This window comes from Campylobacter concisus (genome assembly GCF_003049735.1).
Classification (GTDB): Bacteria; Campylobacterota; Campylobacteria; order Campylobacterales; family Campylobacteraceae; genus Campylobacter_A; species Campylobacter_A concisus_AN.
The window spans coordinates 743,992-760,367 of the sequence record NZ_PIRM01000001.1; the positions used below are offsets into that span (position 1 = coordinate 743,992).

A 16,376-nucleotide genomic window follows, 5' to 3' on the forward strand; every position below is an offset into this window, starting at 1 on the left:
TTGAAGATTTTACGAGCTGATATTTGGATTTTTATAAAATATAAAAATTTTGTGTATTCTATGCTAGTGCTACTTGAAATTTTACAATATACGAAATGAAGTTTTTTTGCTAAAGCCAATACTTTTTAAATAGTGACTTTAGCTAAGAATTAGGCTTACTAAACGTAAATTTAGTAAGAAAGATTAAACTGCTTTATTTATTCGCACGCTCGATATACTCGCCACGAACAGTATCTACACGGATAACCTCGCCCTCAAGTACGTGAAATGGTATCTGAACTACCGCACCACTCTCAAGAGTAGCTGGCTTTTTACCACCTTGCGTATCACCCTTGAAATTTGGTGGAGTCTCAACTATCTTTAGCTCAACTACTTGTGGCACTTCAACGCCGATTGCATTGCCATTGTGAAATAAAATTTCAACCATCATGCCATCGATCATCCATTTTTTAACATCACCCACATCCTCATCGCTAATAGCAACTTGCTCATAAGTAACCGTATCCATAAACTGACAATATTCACCATCGTCATAAAGATACTGCATCTCTTTTTCTTCAAGATGTGGTTGCTCGCATTTATCGCCTGCGTGAAAAGTCTTTTCAAGCACTTTTCCATCGATAAAAGATTTAATTTTTGCACGAACAAAAGCTGCACCTTTACCCGGTTTAACGTGTTGATATTCTACGATTTTATAAGGAACGCCGTCGATCTCGATCTTTAGTCCCTTTTTTAGATCGCCCATTGAATATGAAGCCATTTTTTATCCTTTCAAAATTTTATATAACTGCGTATTGAGCCCAAACGCAAGCTTCAAGTGCGTTTAGCCTCTCTAACGTTTCTGCTTTTATATGTTCATCAACCAAGATGACGGCAAGTGCCATATTGTGATCATCTCTACCAAGGCGGAAGTCTGCGATATTAATCTTTTCATCAGCTAAAATTTTACTAATCTGAGCGATAACGCCTGGCACGTCATGATTTTTAAAGATGATCATCTTACCTTTTGGTTTAAAGTCAGTCTTAAAACCATTTATCGTTACGATGCGTTGCTGATTTTCACCAAATACCGTTCCACCAACGGTTACAATGCCATTTTCAGTAGTTAAGCGAACTGTGATTTTATTTTTAAAAATACTATCTCCGCCAAGGCTAGTTTCAGTCACTATTCCTTTTTCATCGCATAAAAATTTAGCATTTACATAATTTATCGCATCACCAAGACTCTCTTTTAAGGCGCCCACGATTGCAAATGTTAGCATTGAATTTGCATATTCGCTAATCTGCCCATGAGTCTCTATGCGGATAGCCTTGATCGCGCTTTTATTGATCTGTGCAGCAAGAAATGCCATCTTGCTTGTAAGATCGATATAAGGCTCAACAAATGGCGGTAGATCTTCTGTTTTTATAGGTAAATTTAACGCATTTGGATAGCTTATACCACGAGCTGCTAAAATAGCTTGCTCGACTGCCTCAACTGCGATATTTCGCTGTGATTCAAGCGTATTTGCTCCAAGGTGTGGGGTGACACTTACATTATTTAGATCAAGAAGTGGATGATCAGTCGCTGGTTCTTTTGTAAAAACATCAATACCGGCAAATGCTATCTTGCCACTTTTTAGTCCTTCATAAAGTGCTTCTTCGTTATAAAGACCACCTCTAGCGCAGTTTATAAGTCTTACGCCATCTTTCATTTTTGCGATCTCTTTGGCGCCGATCATATCAGTTGTCTCTTTAGTCTTTGGTGTATGTATCGTGATAAAATCACATGCTAAAATATCATCAAAATTTTTAGTATAAGTACCGCCCATGTCGATAACTTTAGATGGGTCAATATATGGATCATAAGCGATGATCTCCATACCAAAAGCTTTTGCACGAACAGCTACTCTCGAGCCAATATTTCCAAAGCCGATCACGCCAAGCTTTTTCTTAAAAAGCTCAACCCCATACCACTTCTCGCGTTTCCAAATTCTATCTAGTTTTAGATCGTTGTGAGCGTATTCAAGAGATCTAGCTGAAGCTAGCATATGCGCCATTGTTAGCTCAACCGCGGCAATAGTGTTTGCAGTTGGAACGTTCATAGCTATTATGCCACGCCTTGAGCATCCTTCTATATCGACATTATCTACACCAACACCAGCTCTAACGATAGCTTTTAGTTTTTTACCAGCGTTTAAAAAGGCCTCGTTTACTTCAGTTGAGCTTCTTGTTATAGCAACATCAGCCTCGCCTAAAATTTTTAAAAGTTCATCTTTGGGCGTATTAACTGCGTCTATTACGTTTATATCTTGCTCTTTCTTTAAAAGTTCAAAACCTACTGGATGTATCGCATCGCAAACAATGATAGTCTTCATAATTTTACCTCTCTCACACTTGAGTGGATATCATAAACTCTTAGTTCTAAAATGATATTTTGTAGAAGCTTAGAGTCTTGAGTATTTAAAAATATCTGGCTTTTTGCACCATCTTTTACAACAGTAAAATCAACCTCACTTTTTCTTAAAGTCTGCATCAAACAAAACATTGAATAGATATCGTTTTTATCTATCAAAAGCTCATATGCAGTAATCTTTGGTTTTTCTATTTTGGGTCGGTTGTATTCTATAAAAATTTCATTTACAGGCAGCACATAATCTCTTTTTCTAATAGTTGCTAGCTCACTCATCCAGTTAATATTGCTGGTCGTGCTTTTGGTTAAATTTTGCTCATTTGTGATATTTTCTTCATGTATCTGGCTGAAATTTACACTTGCAAATTTAACAAGAGAAATTCCAACCAAACCCAATATTACAAATAGCAGGACAACTACTAATAAAAGTACGCGTCTGCCCATTTAAACTAAAGTAATTGTTCTTTTATAATATCGCCGAGTGTTACTTTATCATCATTATCATTGATCTCATTTAACACTTCACGCTCTTTTTGTTTTGCTAAACGACGTATGCTTAGGCGAATTCTATTTTTCTTCTCATCGATAAATGCGATAGCTGCTTCAATCTCATCACCGATCTTAAGTGTGCTAACATCTACACTACCTAGATCTTCTTTGCGGATCAGCGCATCAACGTTATTACCAAGCTCTACAAACACGCCAAAGTCTTTAATATCGCGAATTGTTCCTTTTACGATATCGCCTACATTAAATTTATCAGCAAATGCTTGAACTGGACTTTGTTTTAGATCTTTTAGGCTGAGTGAAACTTTTTGTTCAGCGCTATCGATTTTGATGATTTTTACTTCAAGCTCGTCACCAGCTTTAAACATGTCTTTGCATTTATCGTTTCTATCCCAAGATGCGTCTTCGTTATGCAACAAGCCTTCAACGCAACCCACTCTAACAAATGCACCAAAATTTGTAATAGTTGTCACAACGCCTTTTACTACGTCACCCTCTTTGTGTTTTGCCTTAAATTCATCAAATGGCTTTGGAAGTAAATTTTTAAGGCTCACTCTTAGACGATGTCCTTTAGCATCTATCTCAATAACCTCAACATCAATCTCTTGGCCTTCATTGATGTGATCTTTTGGATTTTTGATATTTTTGTCCCATGAAATTTCAGATATATGTAAAAATCCTTCAATATCATTTCCAAGATCAACAAATGCGCCATAAGGCTCGATATTACTAACTGTAACTTTGATAGTGTCACCAACCTCTAGTCCATCATTTATGATCTCTTCCCAAGGATCTGGAGTAGCTGCCTTGATAGATAAAGACAAGTGGCGTTTTTCGTTGTCATAGCTGATAACTTTAACCAAAACTTTATCGCCTTCTTTATATAGTGAGCTAGGATTTACTGGACCCTTATAGCTTATCTCACTATAATGCACAAGTCCATCGACTCCGCCAACATCAACAAACATGCCATAAGTTGTGATTTTTTTAACTGTACCCTCTATAACGCTATCGTTTTCTACTATGCTCGATAGAGCTTCTTTACGTTTTTTGCGATCATCATCTAAAATTTTCTTTCTAGAGACAACGATGCTATTTTCTTCTTTATCAATTTTTATAACTCTTACTTTATATGTTTTACCAATTACTCCTTCAGCGTTTTTAAATCCGCTGTGCGTTCTTGGTAAGAAAAATTCTACGCCATTTGCGTCTTGAGTGATAAAACCACCTTTATTTTTTCCAACTACTTTTACGTCGATTTCGCCAGAATTTTCAGGATCGTAAGCTTCGATGAAAGCTTTAACTTTCTCTTTTCTAAGTGCTTTTTTGTGCGACACTATAGGTCTTCCATTTCTTGATCCAGTTATTACAACTTTGATCGTATCGCCAACTTTATGCGTCAGGTTGCCGTTTGCATCAGTGATCTCAGAAACATTTAAAATGCCTTCTGACTTCTTGCCAACATCGATTAAAACCTCATCGCCATTGATACTGACGATCTTTGCGTCACTATCTTCTTCAGTCTTTTTAAAAGACTCCTCTAACATCGCAGCAAAATCGATATCTTCGATATCTTCGTCTTTTGCTTTTCCTAATTGAACACTTTTGTTCACAGCCATCTTGATCCTTTAAATTTTATTATGCCAGTAGAGGCAAATTGGCTTATTATAGTTAATTGTGGCTTTAGCTAGGATAAATTTTATACTTTTTTGATTCTGTCAACGACTTTTTGTATGATCCAGTCAGGCGTACTTGCACCAGCACTTATGCCACACAAATTTTTACCATCAAACCATGATTTTTCAAGCTCTTCTTCGCTTTCTATCAGGTAGCTATCTTCGCAGAAATTTTTAGATATTAGATAGAGTTGTTTTGTATTTGAGCTATTTTTTCCGCCGATTATTATCATCACATCAGCCCTTTTTGCTAAATTTTTAGCAGCCTCTTGGTTTTCAAATGTTGCGTTGCAGATAGTGTTAAAAACACGCACCTCTTTTACGTGAAGCATAAGGTAGTTTGCGATTTGCATAAATTTCTCAACTTTTCTAGTCGTTTGACTAACAAGAGCGACCTTTTGCTTAAATTTAATGCCATCTAGCTCGCTCTCTTCAAGTACGACGTAGACGTTACCCTTAGCGTATGACTTCACACCTTTTACCTCAGGGTGGTGCATGTCGCCATAGATCACCACATCATAGCCCTCTTCACTCATTTTTTCACAAATTTGTTGCGGCTTTGTCACAAATGGGCAAGTTGCATCGATCACTTTTATATCGGTTTTTTTTAGCTCCGCAAGGTCATTTTTAGTAATACCATGAGTGCGGATGATAGCCTTTTTCTCATCTTTTAGCTCGTTTATGCCATCAAGCGTCTTTACATTGTAGTTTTTTTCAAGCCTGTTTATCTCTTCATTGTTATGAATGAGGGGCCCAATGGTTGCAGCATCTCCTGCATTTTCAGCAATCTTTATCGCCCTTTTTACACCAAAGCAAAATCCATAACTACTAGCAAGCTCAATCTTCAACTCTAACTCCCATTTTCTTTAAAATTTCAGCAAAATTTGGAAATGAAGTGGCGATAAATTCGCTCTTTTCTATCTGCATGCCGCACTTTAGTCCAAGCACAGCAAAACTCATCGCAATCCTATGATCTCCGTAGCTATCTATCGTGGCAAATTTAGCCTCAGAGCCATTTATGATAAAGCCATCTTCAAGCTCGCTAGCATCAACGCCGCACTGCTTTAATGCATTTATCGTGACAGCTATCCTATCGCTCTCTTTTACACGAAGCTCTTTGGCATTTGTCAGCTTGCTTTGGCCTTTGGCGCAGGCAAATGCGATGGCTAAAGCTGGAGCTTCGTCAATGAGCCACGAGATATTTTCGCTAACCTCTACACCTTTTAAATCTGGTGAGTACTTGACATCGATATCGCCGATATCTTCATATTTGCTTGAAGTTTTGTGAAATTTTATCTCAGCTCCCATTTTTTCTAGAATTTTATAAGCTTCGATCCGAGTTTTATTTAACAAGATATTTTTTAAAATGATATGCGAATTTGGGATAATTAGAGCTGCGACCGCAAAGAAAAATGCTGAACTTGGATCATTTGGCACGTCTATATCAAGTGGCGCAAGTGGGGCTTTCATCGGCTCTAGCTTAATCTCTAGGCCGTCACGCTTTATATCAGCTCCCATGCCAGCAAGCATGCGCTCAGTATGATCTCTGCTTAGCTCTGGTTCACTAAATTTGCAACCATTTGAGTAAAGAGCCGCTAATAAAAGCGCACTTTTTACCTGAGCTGAGGCGATCTTGCTATCAAAACTAAATCTTTCAAATTTAGTCCCTCTTATGCAAAGAGGAGCATTGTTTGCGTTATTTGCACCATCTATCTTTGCACCCATATCGCTTAGAGGCTTTGCTATCCTTGCCATCGGGCGAGAATTTAAATATTTATCGCCACTTAGCACGAAAAAGCCGTCCTGCGCGGCTAGTAGCCCCATAAAAAGCCTCATCGCCGTGCCAGAGTTGCCACACTCTAAAATTTCATTTGGCTCTTTTATCTTTTGTGGCGGAGTGATCGTTATCTCAGCTCCGTTATCTTCGATCTTTGCGCCAAGGAGCTCGACTATTTTTAAGGTATTTAGCGTGTCGCCTGCTCTTAGATAGTTTCTAACGCGAGATGGCTTGTCGCTTAAAAGCGAAAACATCGCGCATCTATGCGAGATAGACTTGTCGGCTGCGATGTCATCGATAGTTAAATTTAGACTTTTTTCTAGTGGATAAATTCTCATCTTATTCCGATATTTAGTTTATCTTTTAGCTCGCTTAAAATTTTATCCATAAGTGCGTTTATATCGTCATCTTCAAGCGTTTTTTCCATATCTTGGAATATAAATTTGAGGCTAAGACTGATCGAGCCATTTAGCTTCGCATCTTTATAAATATCAACTGGTAAAAATTCTTTTAGCTCTTTTAAATTTAGCCCTCTTATGCACTCATAAATTCGTCCAGCCTCGAAATTTTCAGGCACGATGAGACTAAGATCCCTTGTTGTACTTTGAAATTTTGAGTAAGGCACTGCTAAGATCGGCTCAAATTTAAGCTTTGCAAAATCAATCTCACAAACATAAGTTTTAGGCAGATCCCTTTTTGCTTCTACTCTTGCATCGACTCTGCCGATATAGCCGATCTTTTCGCCATTTTGATAGATATATGCCTGCTCGTATGGGCTAAGATACGATAGTTCGCGGCAAGGTTTTAGCTCAAATTTACCTATGACATTTTGCACCATCGCTGCAAATGCATAGAAATTTGCCTCCTCGCCTTTTGCGCCGTTTATCAGCGTAGGCTCTTTCAAAAGTCCAGACACAACAAAGCCTAAATTTAAGCCCTGATTTGCATTTTCATCAAAAATTTCTCCAAGCTCAAATAATCTAACTGAGCGTTTTGAGTTTTTGATATTTTTCTCGCTTGAGCTTAGAAGGTGATTAACAAGTGTCGGTCTAAGCGTGTTTAGCTCGTTGTTTATAGGATTTAGTATCTTGACTTTGCATGGCTTAAAATTTAGCTCGCTAAGCTCATCCTCACTATCAAAGACATAGTGTACGCTTTCAAAAAAGCCATTATCAGCTGCTCTACGCCTTAAATTTAGGGCGTTTTTATAGTCAAAATATGTCTTATTTAGCCTATTTTTCTCAGAGAAATTTAGTGGTTTTGAGGCGATATTGTCTATGCCTACTATCCTTACGATCTCCTCGCAAACATCGTGAGAATTTACTATATCATGGCGAAATAACGGCACTTTTACGTTAAAGCTTTCTTGCTCAACATTTACTGCGATCTCAAAACCAAGTTTCTTTAAAATTTTAACGACGTCATTTCTAGCTATATCTTGACCGATCATATTTTTAAGCTCAAAAAGAGAGATGCTTAGTGTTATAGGCTCGGTGTTTAAAAGCGACTGCTGTGAGCCAGCAAAGAGATTTAGAGTATCTTTAAAATTAGCAAGCCTTTTAAATAAATAATCCGCACCATAAGCCAAATTTGGCTCACTGCCACGACTTGAGCGATAAATTTGATCACCCTTTGGTAAATTTTTATTTTCAAAAATAGCTTTTGAAACTACATCTGGCTTTACGTAGCTAGCTTCTACTAAGATCACTTTTGACTTCTCATCTACTCTTGCTACGTCACTTTGGTAAATTCCAGCAATGCCTAAATTTTTATCACCGCAATAAACGACACATTCGCCATTTTCGCCATTTTTTATATCAAAAACAGCCTTTTCGCCTTCACTTACAAGTTTAGCGTGATCATAAGCCCTAAATAAAACACCCGTGCAAAATGTCGCGTATTCAAGCAGTCTCTCAACTAAATTTGTCTTTTGGCACTCTATTAATGCTAGACGCATGCGAGTTATTAGATTTTCATATAGTCCCTCTTTTAGCTCAAAAGCCTTATATAAAAATGACCCATTTACTTTATCCTCTGCTCGCACAGAAGCTATTCTGCCAATACCTAGTAAATTTTCGCTTTCATCGTCTTCGTGGCTATCTTTCATATTTAGATCAAGCGCTGCACAAATTTCTCTTGCGATGCCATGTAAATTTTGGCAATCGCCTCTGTTTGCTGTGACATCAACTTCGATTACCGTATCTTTAAATACCTCAAATTCGCTAAGGCTTGTACCAAGTTTTAGCTTGCCGATGCTCTCATCAAGCGGTAAAATTCCATCGTTTACCTTTGGAAGTCCCAGCTCACTTGAAGAGCAGATCATACCACTTGACTCGATACCTCTTAGCTTTGCTTTTTTTATCTCAAGACTATTTGGCATAGTCGTGCCAATAAGTGCAACTGGCACAAACTGGCCAGCTTCAACATTTTTAGCCCCACACACGATCTGAAGCGTCTCTCCACCAACATCCACTTGACAAATGCTTAGTTTATCGGCATCTGGGTGCTTTTCTCTACTTTTTATGTAGCCAACCACGATACTCTTTGGTAAATTTATCTCTTTATAACTATCAACCTCTAGCCCGATAGAATTTAATGTCTTTGAAAGTGTCTCGCCGCTAACGTCGCTAAGGTCGATCCACTCGTTTAACCAATGCTTTGAAATTATCATTTAAACTGCTCCAACAATCTTAAATCTCCCTCAAAAAGCGACCTTAGATCAGGCACTCTATGAAGCAACATTGCAAATCTCTCAACCCCAAGGCCAAAGGCGTATCCACTTACATTTTTATAGCCAACCGCCTTAAATACATTTGGATCAACGACGCCACATCCAAGCACCTCAAGCCAAGTAGTCTGCTTGCACACCCTGCAACCCTTGCCATGGCAAAATATACAACTAATATCAACCTCTGCGCTAGGCTCCGTAAATGGAAAGAAGCTAGGGCGAAAACGCACTTCAACGTCGCCAAACATATGCTTTAAAAAGCCCTCAAGCATTGATTTTAAATTTGCAAAGCTAACTTTCTCAGCATCCTCCACCACAAGGGCCTCGATCTGGTGAAACATCGGTGTATGCGTTAAGTCCATATCACGTCTAAAGACGGTGCCTGGCGCTATCATGCGAATAGGCGGCTTTTGATTTAGCATAGTTCGCACCTGAACTGGGCTCGTATGCGTCCTTAAAAGTCTAAAATCATCTAGATAAAATGTATCTTGCATATCCCTTGCTGGGTGATATTTTGGTAAATTTAGCGCCTCAAAGTTGTGAAAATCATCTTCTATAAGTGGTCCGGTTTCAAGTGAGAAATTTAGCGCTAAAAAGTATTCAATTATCTTATCCATCGTAGCCATAACAGGGTGCAGCGCTCCACTAGCAACAGGCTCGTTAAATAGCGTGATATCAGCAGCCTCTTTTTTCATCTTGTTATCTATCTCTTGCTCGCTAAGCTCAGCCTTTTTAGCTTCTATTAGCGCGCCAAGCTCATCTCTTTGCTTGTTTAGATTTGCTGCAAAATCCTTTTTTTCATCCTCACTAAGCTCTTTTAGCTTTGCAAAACCTTGCGCCAAGATGCCCTTTTTGCCAAAAATTTCTACCCTGACCTTCTCAAGATCGTCAAGCGTTGAAATTTCATTTTTGATTTTATTAACGAAATCTTGCAATTTTTTACCTTTATAAATTTTTGAGTCGATTTTATAGAAAAAGAGTTAAAATCAAGATAAAGAGCGCGAAATTTAAGCACACTTTGATATAATTTTGCAAAATTTCAAAGGAGCTAAAATGACCATATTTGAAAAGATCGTAGCTGGTGAAATCCCTTGCAACAAAGTGCTTGAAAGCGAGAAATTTCTAGCTTTTAACGATATAAATCCAAAAGCACCGATCCACATCCTAATCATCCCAAAAAAACACTATAAAAATTTCCAAGAGATGGATCCAATTTTAATGGGAGAGATGACAAAATTTATCCAAGAAGTGGCGACCTTAATGGGCGTTGATAAGAGCGGATACCGCCTTATAACAAACTGCGGTGAAAACGGCGGTCAAGAGGTTATGCATCTGCATTTTCACCTGCTTGGCGGAGCTAAGCTTGGCTGGAGCGAAGGCGTAGCTGATCCACAAAGCACATTTTAATAACTTCTAAATTTTAGACTCAAATCTTGAGTCTAAAATTTTATTTTCTTGCAGACTTAATAGCTTCAAGCAACTCTTCAAAACCCACTTTACTTGAGTTTTCAACATCTTTTAATATTTCAACGCCAGGTAGATTTCCTTTGTCTTTATCAGCAAAAATAACCATCGCTTTTTCTAGTCCATGATGAACATTTTCATGATGAGCTGCGATACTTGAGAGAATTTTGACATCTTTTACAAGAGTATTTTTCACATCTTTTTCATACCATTTGCCAAACCTACACTCATGAACATCTTGAATCTTATTAAACTCATTTAAAAGTACGCCTCTATATCCGTTTAGCTTCATATTTATATGATCTATTTTTCCATTGCTTACATAGACTTCATTTGTAACATTTAAGGCCTGATTTAGGATATTTTGCGTATTTGCGTTTACGCTAGAGATATTTCCTTCAAATCCACCTAAAATTTTCATAGCATTTGCAGAAATTTTTGAGAAATTCTCACTCATTTCGATCATCGTATTAGCACTTTGCTTAAGGCCATTTATATTTACTTCTACTTCAAGTGTCGCCTTTTGCGTGCGCTCAGCAAGCTTTCTAACCTCATCTGCCACGACAGCAAAACCTCGTCCATGCTCACCAGCACGGGCCGCCTCAATAGCAGCATTTAGAGCTAGCAAATTTGTCTGATCTGAGATATCTTTAATAAGATTTATAATCTCAACAATCGAATTTACGCTTCCATTAAGCGAAGAAGCGTCATTTGAAAGGTCATTGCTCATCTGACTTACTTGCTCGATCGAGTTTAAAATCTCAGCCGTTTGCGACTTGAGTTCGCCTGTCTCTTTGAAAGTCTTTTCATTTAGTCCGTTTATACTTTCAAGCATTTTTAGGTTTTCTTCCATTGTTAATTGCAAGAAATTTATGCCATCTTGATAACTTGAAAGCAATAAATTTACAGCCTCTTGCTTATCCTTGGCTTGCTCTTTTGGCTCGCAAGTTTTAACGTTTTTTAGCTCATTTTTAAGTGCTAAAATTTCAGCCTTTAAAGCTTCATTTTCTCTTTGCAAAGCTTCGTTTTTACTAGAAAGCTCTTTATTCTTGCCATCAAAAAACATTTTTCATCCTTTAAAATTTGTAGATTTTGCGTAATTATAACTCTTTTTTCTTAAGCCAGTAGTCTAAAATTTCTATCTGCTCATCAACGCTTTTATTTGCCGTGCCGCCCTGCGAACAACGTGCCTCTTTTGAAGCATAAAGATCTAAAAATTTAATAGCATTTGCATCTAAATTTTCATCCACACTTTTTAGCTGCTCTTCGTTTAATTCACTCAAATCAAGGCCCAAACTTTCAGCCTTTGCGACAGCTTTACCTGTAATAAAATGTGCTGTTCTAAATGGGATGTTTTTTTCACGCACTAGATAGTCTGCCAAATCAGTAGCACTTAGATGCCCAGTTTTTGTCGCTTTTAGCATGTTTTTTTCGTTAAATTTAGCTGTTTTTATCATCTCATTTAGGATAGTAGCCGAGCTTAAAATGGTTGAGACGCTGTCAAACACACCCTCTTTATCTTCTTGCATATCTTTATTATAAGCAAGTGGTAGACCCTTCATAGTAGTTAGTAAAGCTACCAAATTTCCATTTACGCGTCCAGTTTTACCGCGTATGAGTTCGGCAACATCAGGGTTTTTCTTCTGTGGCATGATTGAGCTGCCTGTGCTATAAGCGTCACTGATGCTTACAAAGCCAAATTCTTGCGAACTCCAAAGTATGAGCTCCTCGCAAAGCCTAGAAGCGTGCGTCATGAAAACGCTAATGTTAAATAAAATCTCAAGCGCAAAGTCGCGGTCACTCACGCTATCCATCGCATTTTGCGTGCAACCTACAAAGCCAAGCTCACTTGCAACGATAGTTCTATCTATCTTATGAGGAGTGCCTGCAAGTGCTGCTGAGCCAAGCGGACTTAGGTTGTTTCGCTCATATGAACTAACAAAACGCTCGAAATCTCTTTTAAACATAAATGCATATGCTAGCAAGTGATAGCTAAAGCTTACTGGCTGAGCGTGCTGAAGGTGCGTGTAGCCTGGCATTAGCGTATCTTTGTGGTTTTTTGCCAAATTTGTAAGCGTGGCGATGAGCTCTTTTATACATGAAGAAATTTCTAAATTTTTCTTCAATACGTAAAATTTAAAATCAAGCGCAACTTGGTCGTTTCTGCTTCTAGCTGTGTGCAGTCTACCTCCAAGCTCGGCGCCGATGATCTGGCTAAGTCGCTTCTCAACTGCCATGTGTATATCTTCATCTTCTAACTTAAACTCAAATTTACCTGCTCTTATCTCAGATAAAACTTCATCAAGTCCCTTTATGATCGCCTCTGACTCATCTTTTTTCAAAATTCCGCAAATTCCAAGCATCTTTGCGTGAGCCTTACTCCCGGCGATATCTTCTTCAAAAAGATTTTTATCAAAATTTATAGAGGCATTAAATTCCTCAAGTAGCTTCGAACTAGCCTCGCTAAATCTACCCTCCCACATCTTTTTGTGTGCGTTTTTCTCTTCTTTCATAGCTTTGCCTTTAATTGGTTTTGCGTGATTTTAACAAAATAGCACTTAACTGGGTATTTTAACTATAAAGTTGCAAAAAAGTTATAAATATAATTTATCTTTAAGGATATAGCAATATAATTCAAAATATAACTTTTTAAAAACTATTTTAATTTTCTATTGAATATAGTTTAAAATAAAAATAATCTATAAGAGGAAGGATGATATGCAAATAGATGCGAATATGAACTCAAACATTTTCTATCATGATGGCTATACATCTATCTCTTCAAATAGCTCAAAAACAAGCATGCTGGTATCTTCTGGCTATGACAAGAAAGATATTGTTAGAAGCAATGAAGTACATGTAGAACAAAGAGAAGATGCTAAAATTTCTCCTATAATTATTAATAAAGCAAGTGCCATACAGTTACAAAAAGACTTAGAAAAATTACAAGATCAAAAGCTAGATATTTCACATCAAATTTCAAGCATCCAAAGCCTAAAAGATCGTAACTCTATGCAAATGCTTCATTACTTAAATTTAGAGCAGTCAGCTATCCAAAATAATATTTTAAGCATTAAAACTCAAATGATAGAAATGGCACAGGCTTAAGACTAAGCCTTACCAATAATAGTTTCTAAAACTAAGCAAAAATCTTCTAAAAAATATCCCATTGATTTATAAAAATTGCTAGTTGCGTCTTTTTGTATATCTTTTGAAAGCTGTTTAGCATAAGGCAAGAAAAATGAGACACTAAAAGCTACAAGAAGCTTCATAGACTCCTTAGATGCTTCACTTTTTAAAATATTTGCTATTAAAATTAGCTGATTTGAGATACTATCAACCTCGCCCATTTTTGGCTGAAAATTTATAGCCTTATAAAATTGAGCTAGATCATCTTTTGCAGAAGAAAAATAGTAACTTGCCTCAAATTTTGACTTTAAAATGACAAAATCGTCACATAAAGCAGCACTGCTTTCATCTTTGATAAATTTTGCATAAAGCTCATTACCTTTTTTATTTGCTTCGCTATTTGTCTGCGTTATCCACGCATTTGTCTTTTTGATACGCATAAAAGATGAAACATCTAAAATGCCACTAAAATTTGTAGCAAGTGCAGCCGCTACAACACTATAAAGTTCTCCAAGTTTCAAATTTTAATCCTTAAGTCGTAGATATCTAAGTCTAAGTGCATTTAAAACGACAGTAACAGAGCTAAAACACATCGCCATTGAGCCATAAACTGGGCTTAAAAGTAGCCCAAAGACAGGGTAGAGCACGCCTGCAGCCACTGGAATACAAATCGCGTTATACATAAACGCCCAAAATAAATTTTCTTTTATGTTTGCCATGGTAGCATTTGCTAGTCTAACTAGTCCGGTCACGCCACGCAAATCATTTTTAACAAGCACGATATCTCCAGCACCTTTTGCTATGTCTGAGCCTGAGTTCATAGCGATACCAACACTTGCCTCTTTAAGCGATGGTGAATCATTTACGCCATCTCCAACAAAGATAACGCCACCGTGATTTGCAAGCTCTTTTATCTCATTAAATTTATCTTCAGGCAACATATTTGCGTGATATTTGCTCACATTTAGCTTCTTGGCGATACTTGCAACTACTTTCTCGTCATCGCCTGAAAGGATCACACTTTGTAAATTTAGACTTGTAAGCTCATTTATAACATCGCTCGCTTCGTCTTTTAGCTCATCACTAAGCGTTAAAAAACCAACAAATTTTTTATTTATAGCACAAAGTATGATGCCACTTCCATCATTTATAGCCTCTTTTATAGCGTTACTTTCATCTAAATTTAAACTAACTTCATTTACCAAAAGCAGCTTTTCGTTTCCGATTATTATATGATTATTCTCATCTTCATAGATGATGCCTTGCCCGACAACATTTTGAAATTTTCCATTTAGCTTTTGTAAATCTATACATTTTTGTTTTGCATATCTAACGATAGCTTTTGAGATGAGATGCTCACTTAAATTTTCAGCAGAAGCGATAAGTGCTAAATCTTGCTCGCTTAAATTTGAGCTTTTGACGCTGATTTGCCCTTTACTAAGTGTGCCAGTTTTGTCAAGTGCTACAAATTTAGCATCTTTTATTAGCTCTAAAACTTCTGGGTTTTTTACTAAAATTCCAGCTTTTGCTCCGCGTGCAAGCGAGCTTACTATTGCTATTGGCGTAGCAAGTCCAAGAGCGCATGGGCATGAGATTATTAAAACGCAGATTGCACAAGAGATCGCATAAGCAAAATTTCCATCAAAAATTATCCAAGCCAAAAACGTAAGCACCGATATCGCTACTACGCTTGGCACAAAGATATTTGCTATCTTATCAGCGAGCCTGCCTATTGGCATTTTTTTCGTACTAGCGTCATTTAGTAAGCTTAAAATTTGAGACAACAAGCTTTCAAACGAGCTTTTTGTCATCTTGACGCTTATGTAGCCATTTGTATTTAATGTACCTGCAAATACATTATCGCCCACCTCTTTATAAACTGGCAGGCTCTCGCCTGTTAGCATCGAAGCATCGATTTCGGCTCCACCTTGAACTATCACACCGTCACATGGAACATTGTAGCCATTCTTTACAACGACGATATCTCCTATTTTTAGCTCATTTACTGGTACTTCTTTGCTTCTTCCATCTGGCATAAGTAAAAATGCAGTTTTTGGAGAAATTTTAAGTAGTCTCTTTAGATAATCCCCTGCTTTTGCCTTCGAACGCTCTTCAAGATACTTGCCAAGAAGCACAAAAGCTATTATCATCGCCACGCCTGAGACATAGATATTTTTTAGATCATTTGGTAAAAATTTTTCAAAAAGCACTACAAAAAGCGAGTATAAAAACGCACTACCGCTTCCAAGAGCGACAAGCACATTCATATCGTAATTTCTATTTTTTACCGCTTCGTAGGCATGAGTAAAAAAGCCTTTGCCGCTAAAAATAAGAACTAAAAATGCCAAAGCTAGCATAGCTAAATTTACTAGCATGCTGTGAGGCGCGAACATCTCAAGTGCCATTATTACGATACTTGCAATAAACGCAAATATAAATTTATTTCTAATATTTCTAATATGAGCTTTTCTTTTTGCTTCAAACTCATCAATATCAGTTGCCACAAAGTAGCCAAGCTTCTTTATCTTTTGCTCTAAAATTTCACGCACACTAGCGTCTTTTAGAACAAACTCGCCGCTTGCGTTTGCAAAATTTACATTTGCTTCAAGTACTCCATCTATCTTTTTAGAAACCTTTTCGATAGCATTTGAGCAGTTTACGCAGCTCATTCCCGCTATATTTAGTTTGACTTTTAAAGACATA

General features: G+C 37.4%; 14 protein-coding genes and 1 pseudogene. 2 read left to right on the top strand and 13 right to left on the bottom strand.

Features of this window, described 5'->3' with window-relative positions:
• Positions 1-193: 193 nt before the first annotated feature.
• From efp to pheS, 8 genes are all read right to left on the bottom strand, one after another.
• On the bottom strand, positions 194-760 hold the full coding sequence (efp, locus tag CVS97_RS03780) for an elongation factor P (RefSeq protein WP_021090997.1): 567 nt from the start codon (positions 758-760) through the stop codon (positions 194-196).
• A gap of 19 nt (positions 761-779) precedes the next feature.
• Positions 780-2,360, bottom strand: coding sequence for a phosphoglycerate dehydrogenase (serA, locus tag CVS97_RS03785; protein ID WP_234401411.1), 1,581 nt, complete (start codon positions 2,358-2,360; stop codon positions 780-782).
• Complete coding sequence (locus CVS97_RS03790) at positions 2,354-2,836, bottom strand: hypothetical protein (protein ID WP_054196265.1); 483 nt, start codon at positions 2,834-2,836, stop codon at positions 2,354-2,356. The genes serA and CVS97_RS03790 overlap by 7 nt, the downstream gene beginning before the upstream one ends.
• 5 nt (positions 2,837-2,841) lie before the next feature.
• Positions 2,842-4,518, bottom strand: a complete 1,677-nt coding sequence (locus tag CVS97_RS03795; protein WP_107785117.1) for a 30S ribosomal protein S1 — start codon at positions 4,516-4,518, stop codon at positions 2,842-2,844.
• An 80-nt stretch (positions 4,519-4,598) separates the two neighbouring features.
• Entirely contained in the window at positions 4,599-5,423 is an 825-nt protein-coding gene (locus tag CVS97_RS03800; protein ID WP_107785118.1) for a 4-hydroxy-3-methylbut-2-enyl diphosphate reductase, read from the bottom strand.
• Positions 5,413-6,690, bottom strand: a complete 1,278-nt coding sequence (gene aroA / locus CVS97_RS03805) for a 3-phosphoshikimate 1-carboxyvinyltransferase (protein ID WP_107785119.1) — start codon at positions 6,688-6,690, stop codon at positions 5,413-5,415. Before aroA ends, CVS97_RS03800 begins: the two co-directional genes overlap by 11 nt.
• Positions 6,687-9,023, bottom strand: coding sequence for a phenylalanine--tRNA ligase subunit beta (pheT, locus tag CVS97_RS03810; RefSeq protein WP_107785120.1), 2,337 nt, complete (start codon positions 9,021-9,023; stop codon positions 6,687-6,689). Before pheT ends, aroA begins: the two co-directional genes overlap by 4 nt.
• On the bottom strand, positions 9,020-10,015 hold the full coding sequence (gene pheS / locus CVS97_RS03815; RefSeq protein WP_107785121.1) for a phenylalanine--tRNA ligase subunit alpha: 996 nt from the start codon (positions 10,013-10,015) through the stop codon (positions 9,020-9,022). Before pheS ends, pheT begins: the two co-directional genes overlap by 4 nt.
• A 118-nt stretch (positions 10,016-10,133) precedes the next feature.
• Between pheS and CVS97_RS03820 the strand changes: the two genes are divergently transcribed.
• The gene (locus CVS97_RS03820; protein ID WP_072594719.1) at positions 10,134-10,487 is read left to right on the top strand and encodes a histidine triad nucleotide-binding protein; all 354 of its coding nucleotides are present in this window, start codon (positions 10,134-10,136) and stop codon (positions 10,485-10,487) included.
• Between the two features lie 40 nt (positions 10,488-10,527).
• On the opposite strand, the gene CVS97_RS09635 is transcribed toward CVS97_RS03820, so the two are convergent.
• From CVS97_RS09635 to argH, 3 genes and pseudogenes are all read right to left on the bottom strand, one after another.
• On the bottom strand, positions 10,528-10,836 hold the full coding sequence (locus CVS97_RS09635; RefSeq protein ID WP_413784187.1) for a CZB domain-containing protein: 309 nt from the start codon (positions 10,834-10,836) through the stop codon (positions 10,528-10,530).
• A gap of 84 nt (positions 10,837-10,920) precedes the next feature.
• Positions 10,921-11,199, bottom strand: a pseudogene (locus tag CVS97_RS09640) (methyl-accepting chemotaxis protein); the annotation flags it as partial.
• 445 nt (positions 11,200-11,644) lie between these two features.
• The gene (gene argH / locus CVS97_RS03830; RefSeq protein ID WP_107785123.1) at positions 11,645-13,057 is read right to left on the bottom strand and encodes an argininosuccinate lyase; all 1,413 of its coding nucleotides are present in this window, start codon (positions 13,055-13,057) and stop codon (positions 11,645-11,647) included.
• Positions 13,058-13,262: 205 nt separating this feature from the next.
• Here argH and CVS97_RS03835 point away from each other — a divergent pair, with 205 nt between their 5' ends.
• Positions 13,263-13,652 carry a hypothetical protein gene (locus CVS97_RS03835; protein ID WP_021090651.1) on the top strand — a complete coding sequence of 130 codons (390 nt, stop codon included), beginning with the start codon at positions 13,263-13,265 and terminating at the stop codon, positions 13,650-13,652.
• Between the two features lie 2 nt (positions 13,653-13,654).
• Here CVS97_RS03835 and CVS97_RS03840 read toward each other — a convergent pair whose 3' ends face one another.
• Both CVS97_RS03840 and CVS97_RS03845 read right to left on the bottom strand, forming a co-directional pair.
• The gene (locus tag CVS97_RS03840; RefSeq protein ID WP_107785124.1) at positions 13,655-14,194 is read right to left on the bottom strand and encodes an oxidoreductase; all 540 of its coding nucleotides are present in this window, start codon (positions 14,192-14,194) and stop codon (positions 13,655-13,657) included.
• A gap of 3 nt (positions 14,195-14,197) precedes the next feature.
• Positions 14,198-16,375 carry a heavy metal translocating P-type ATPase gene (locus CVS97_RS03845; protein ID WP_107785125.1) on the bottom strand — a complete coding sequence of 726 codons (2,178 nt, stop codon included), beginning with the start codon at positions 16,373-16,375 and terminating at the stop codon, positions 14,198-14,200.
• Position 16,376 lies beyond the last annotated feature (1 nt).

Coding starts and splice junctions, on each gene's coding strand:
- CVS97_RS03835 (WP_021090651.1), top strand. CDS start 13,263: ATGCAAATAGATGCGAATATGAACTCAAACATTTTCTATCATGATGGC.
- CVS97_RS03790 (WP_054196265.1), bottom strand. CDS start 2,836: ATGGGCAGACGCGTACTTTTATTAGTAGTTGTCCTGCTATTTGTAATA.
- CVS97_RS03795 (WP_107785117.1), bottom strand. CDS start 4,518: ATGGCTGTGAACAAAAGTGTTCAATTAGGAAAAGCAAAAGACGAAGAT.
- CVS97_RS09635 (WP_413784187.1), bottom strand. CDS start 10,836: ATGAAGCTAAACGGATATAGAGGCGTACTTTTAAATGAGTTTAATAAG.
- pheT (WP_107785120.1), bottom strand. CDS start 9,023: ATGATAATTTCAAAGCATTGGTTAAACGAGTGGATCGACCTTAGCGAC.
- efp (WP_021090997.1), bottom strand. CDS start 760: ATGGCTTCATATTCAATGGGCGATCTAAAAAAGGGACTAAAGATCGAG.
- CVS97_RS03845 (WP_107785125.1), bottom strand. CDS start 16,375: ATGTCTTTAAAAGTCAAACTAAATATAGCGGGAATGAGCTGCGTAAAC.
- argH (WP_107785123.1), bottom strand. CDS start 13,057: ATGAAAGAAGAGAAAAACGCACACAAAAAGATGTGGGAGGGTAGATTT.
- CVS97_RS03820 (WP_072594719.1), top strand. CDS start 10,134: ATGACCATATTTGAAAAGATCGTAGCTGGTGAAATCCCTTGCAACAAA.
- aroA (WP_107785119.1), bottom strand. CDS start 6,690: ATGAGAATTTATCCACTAGAAAAAAGTCTAAATTTAACTATCGATGAC.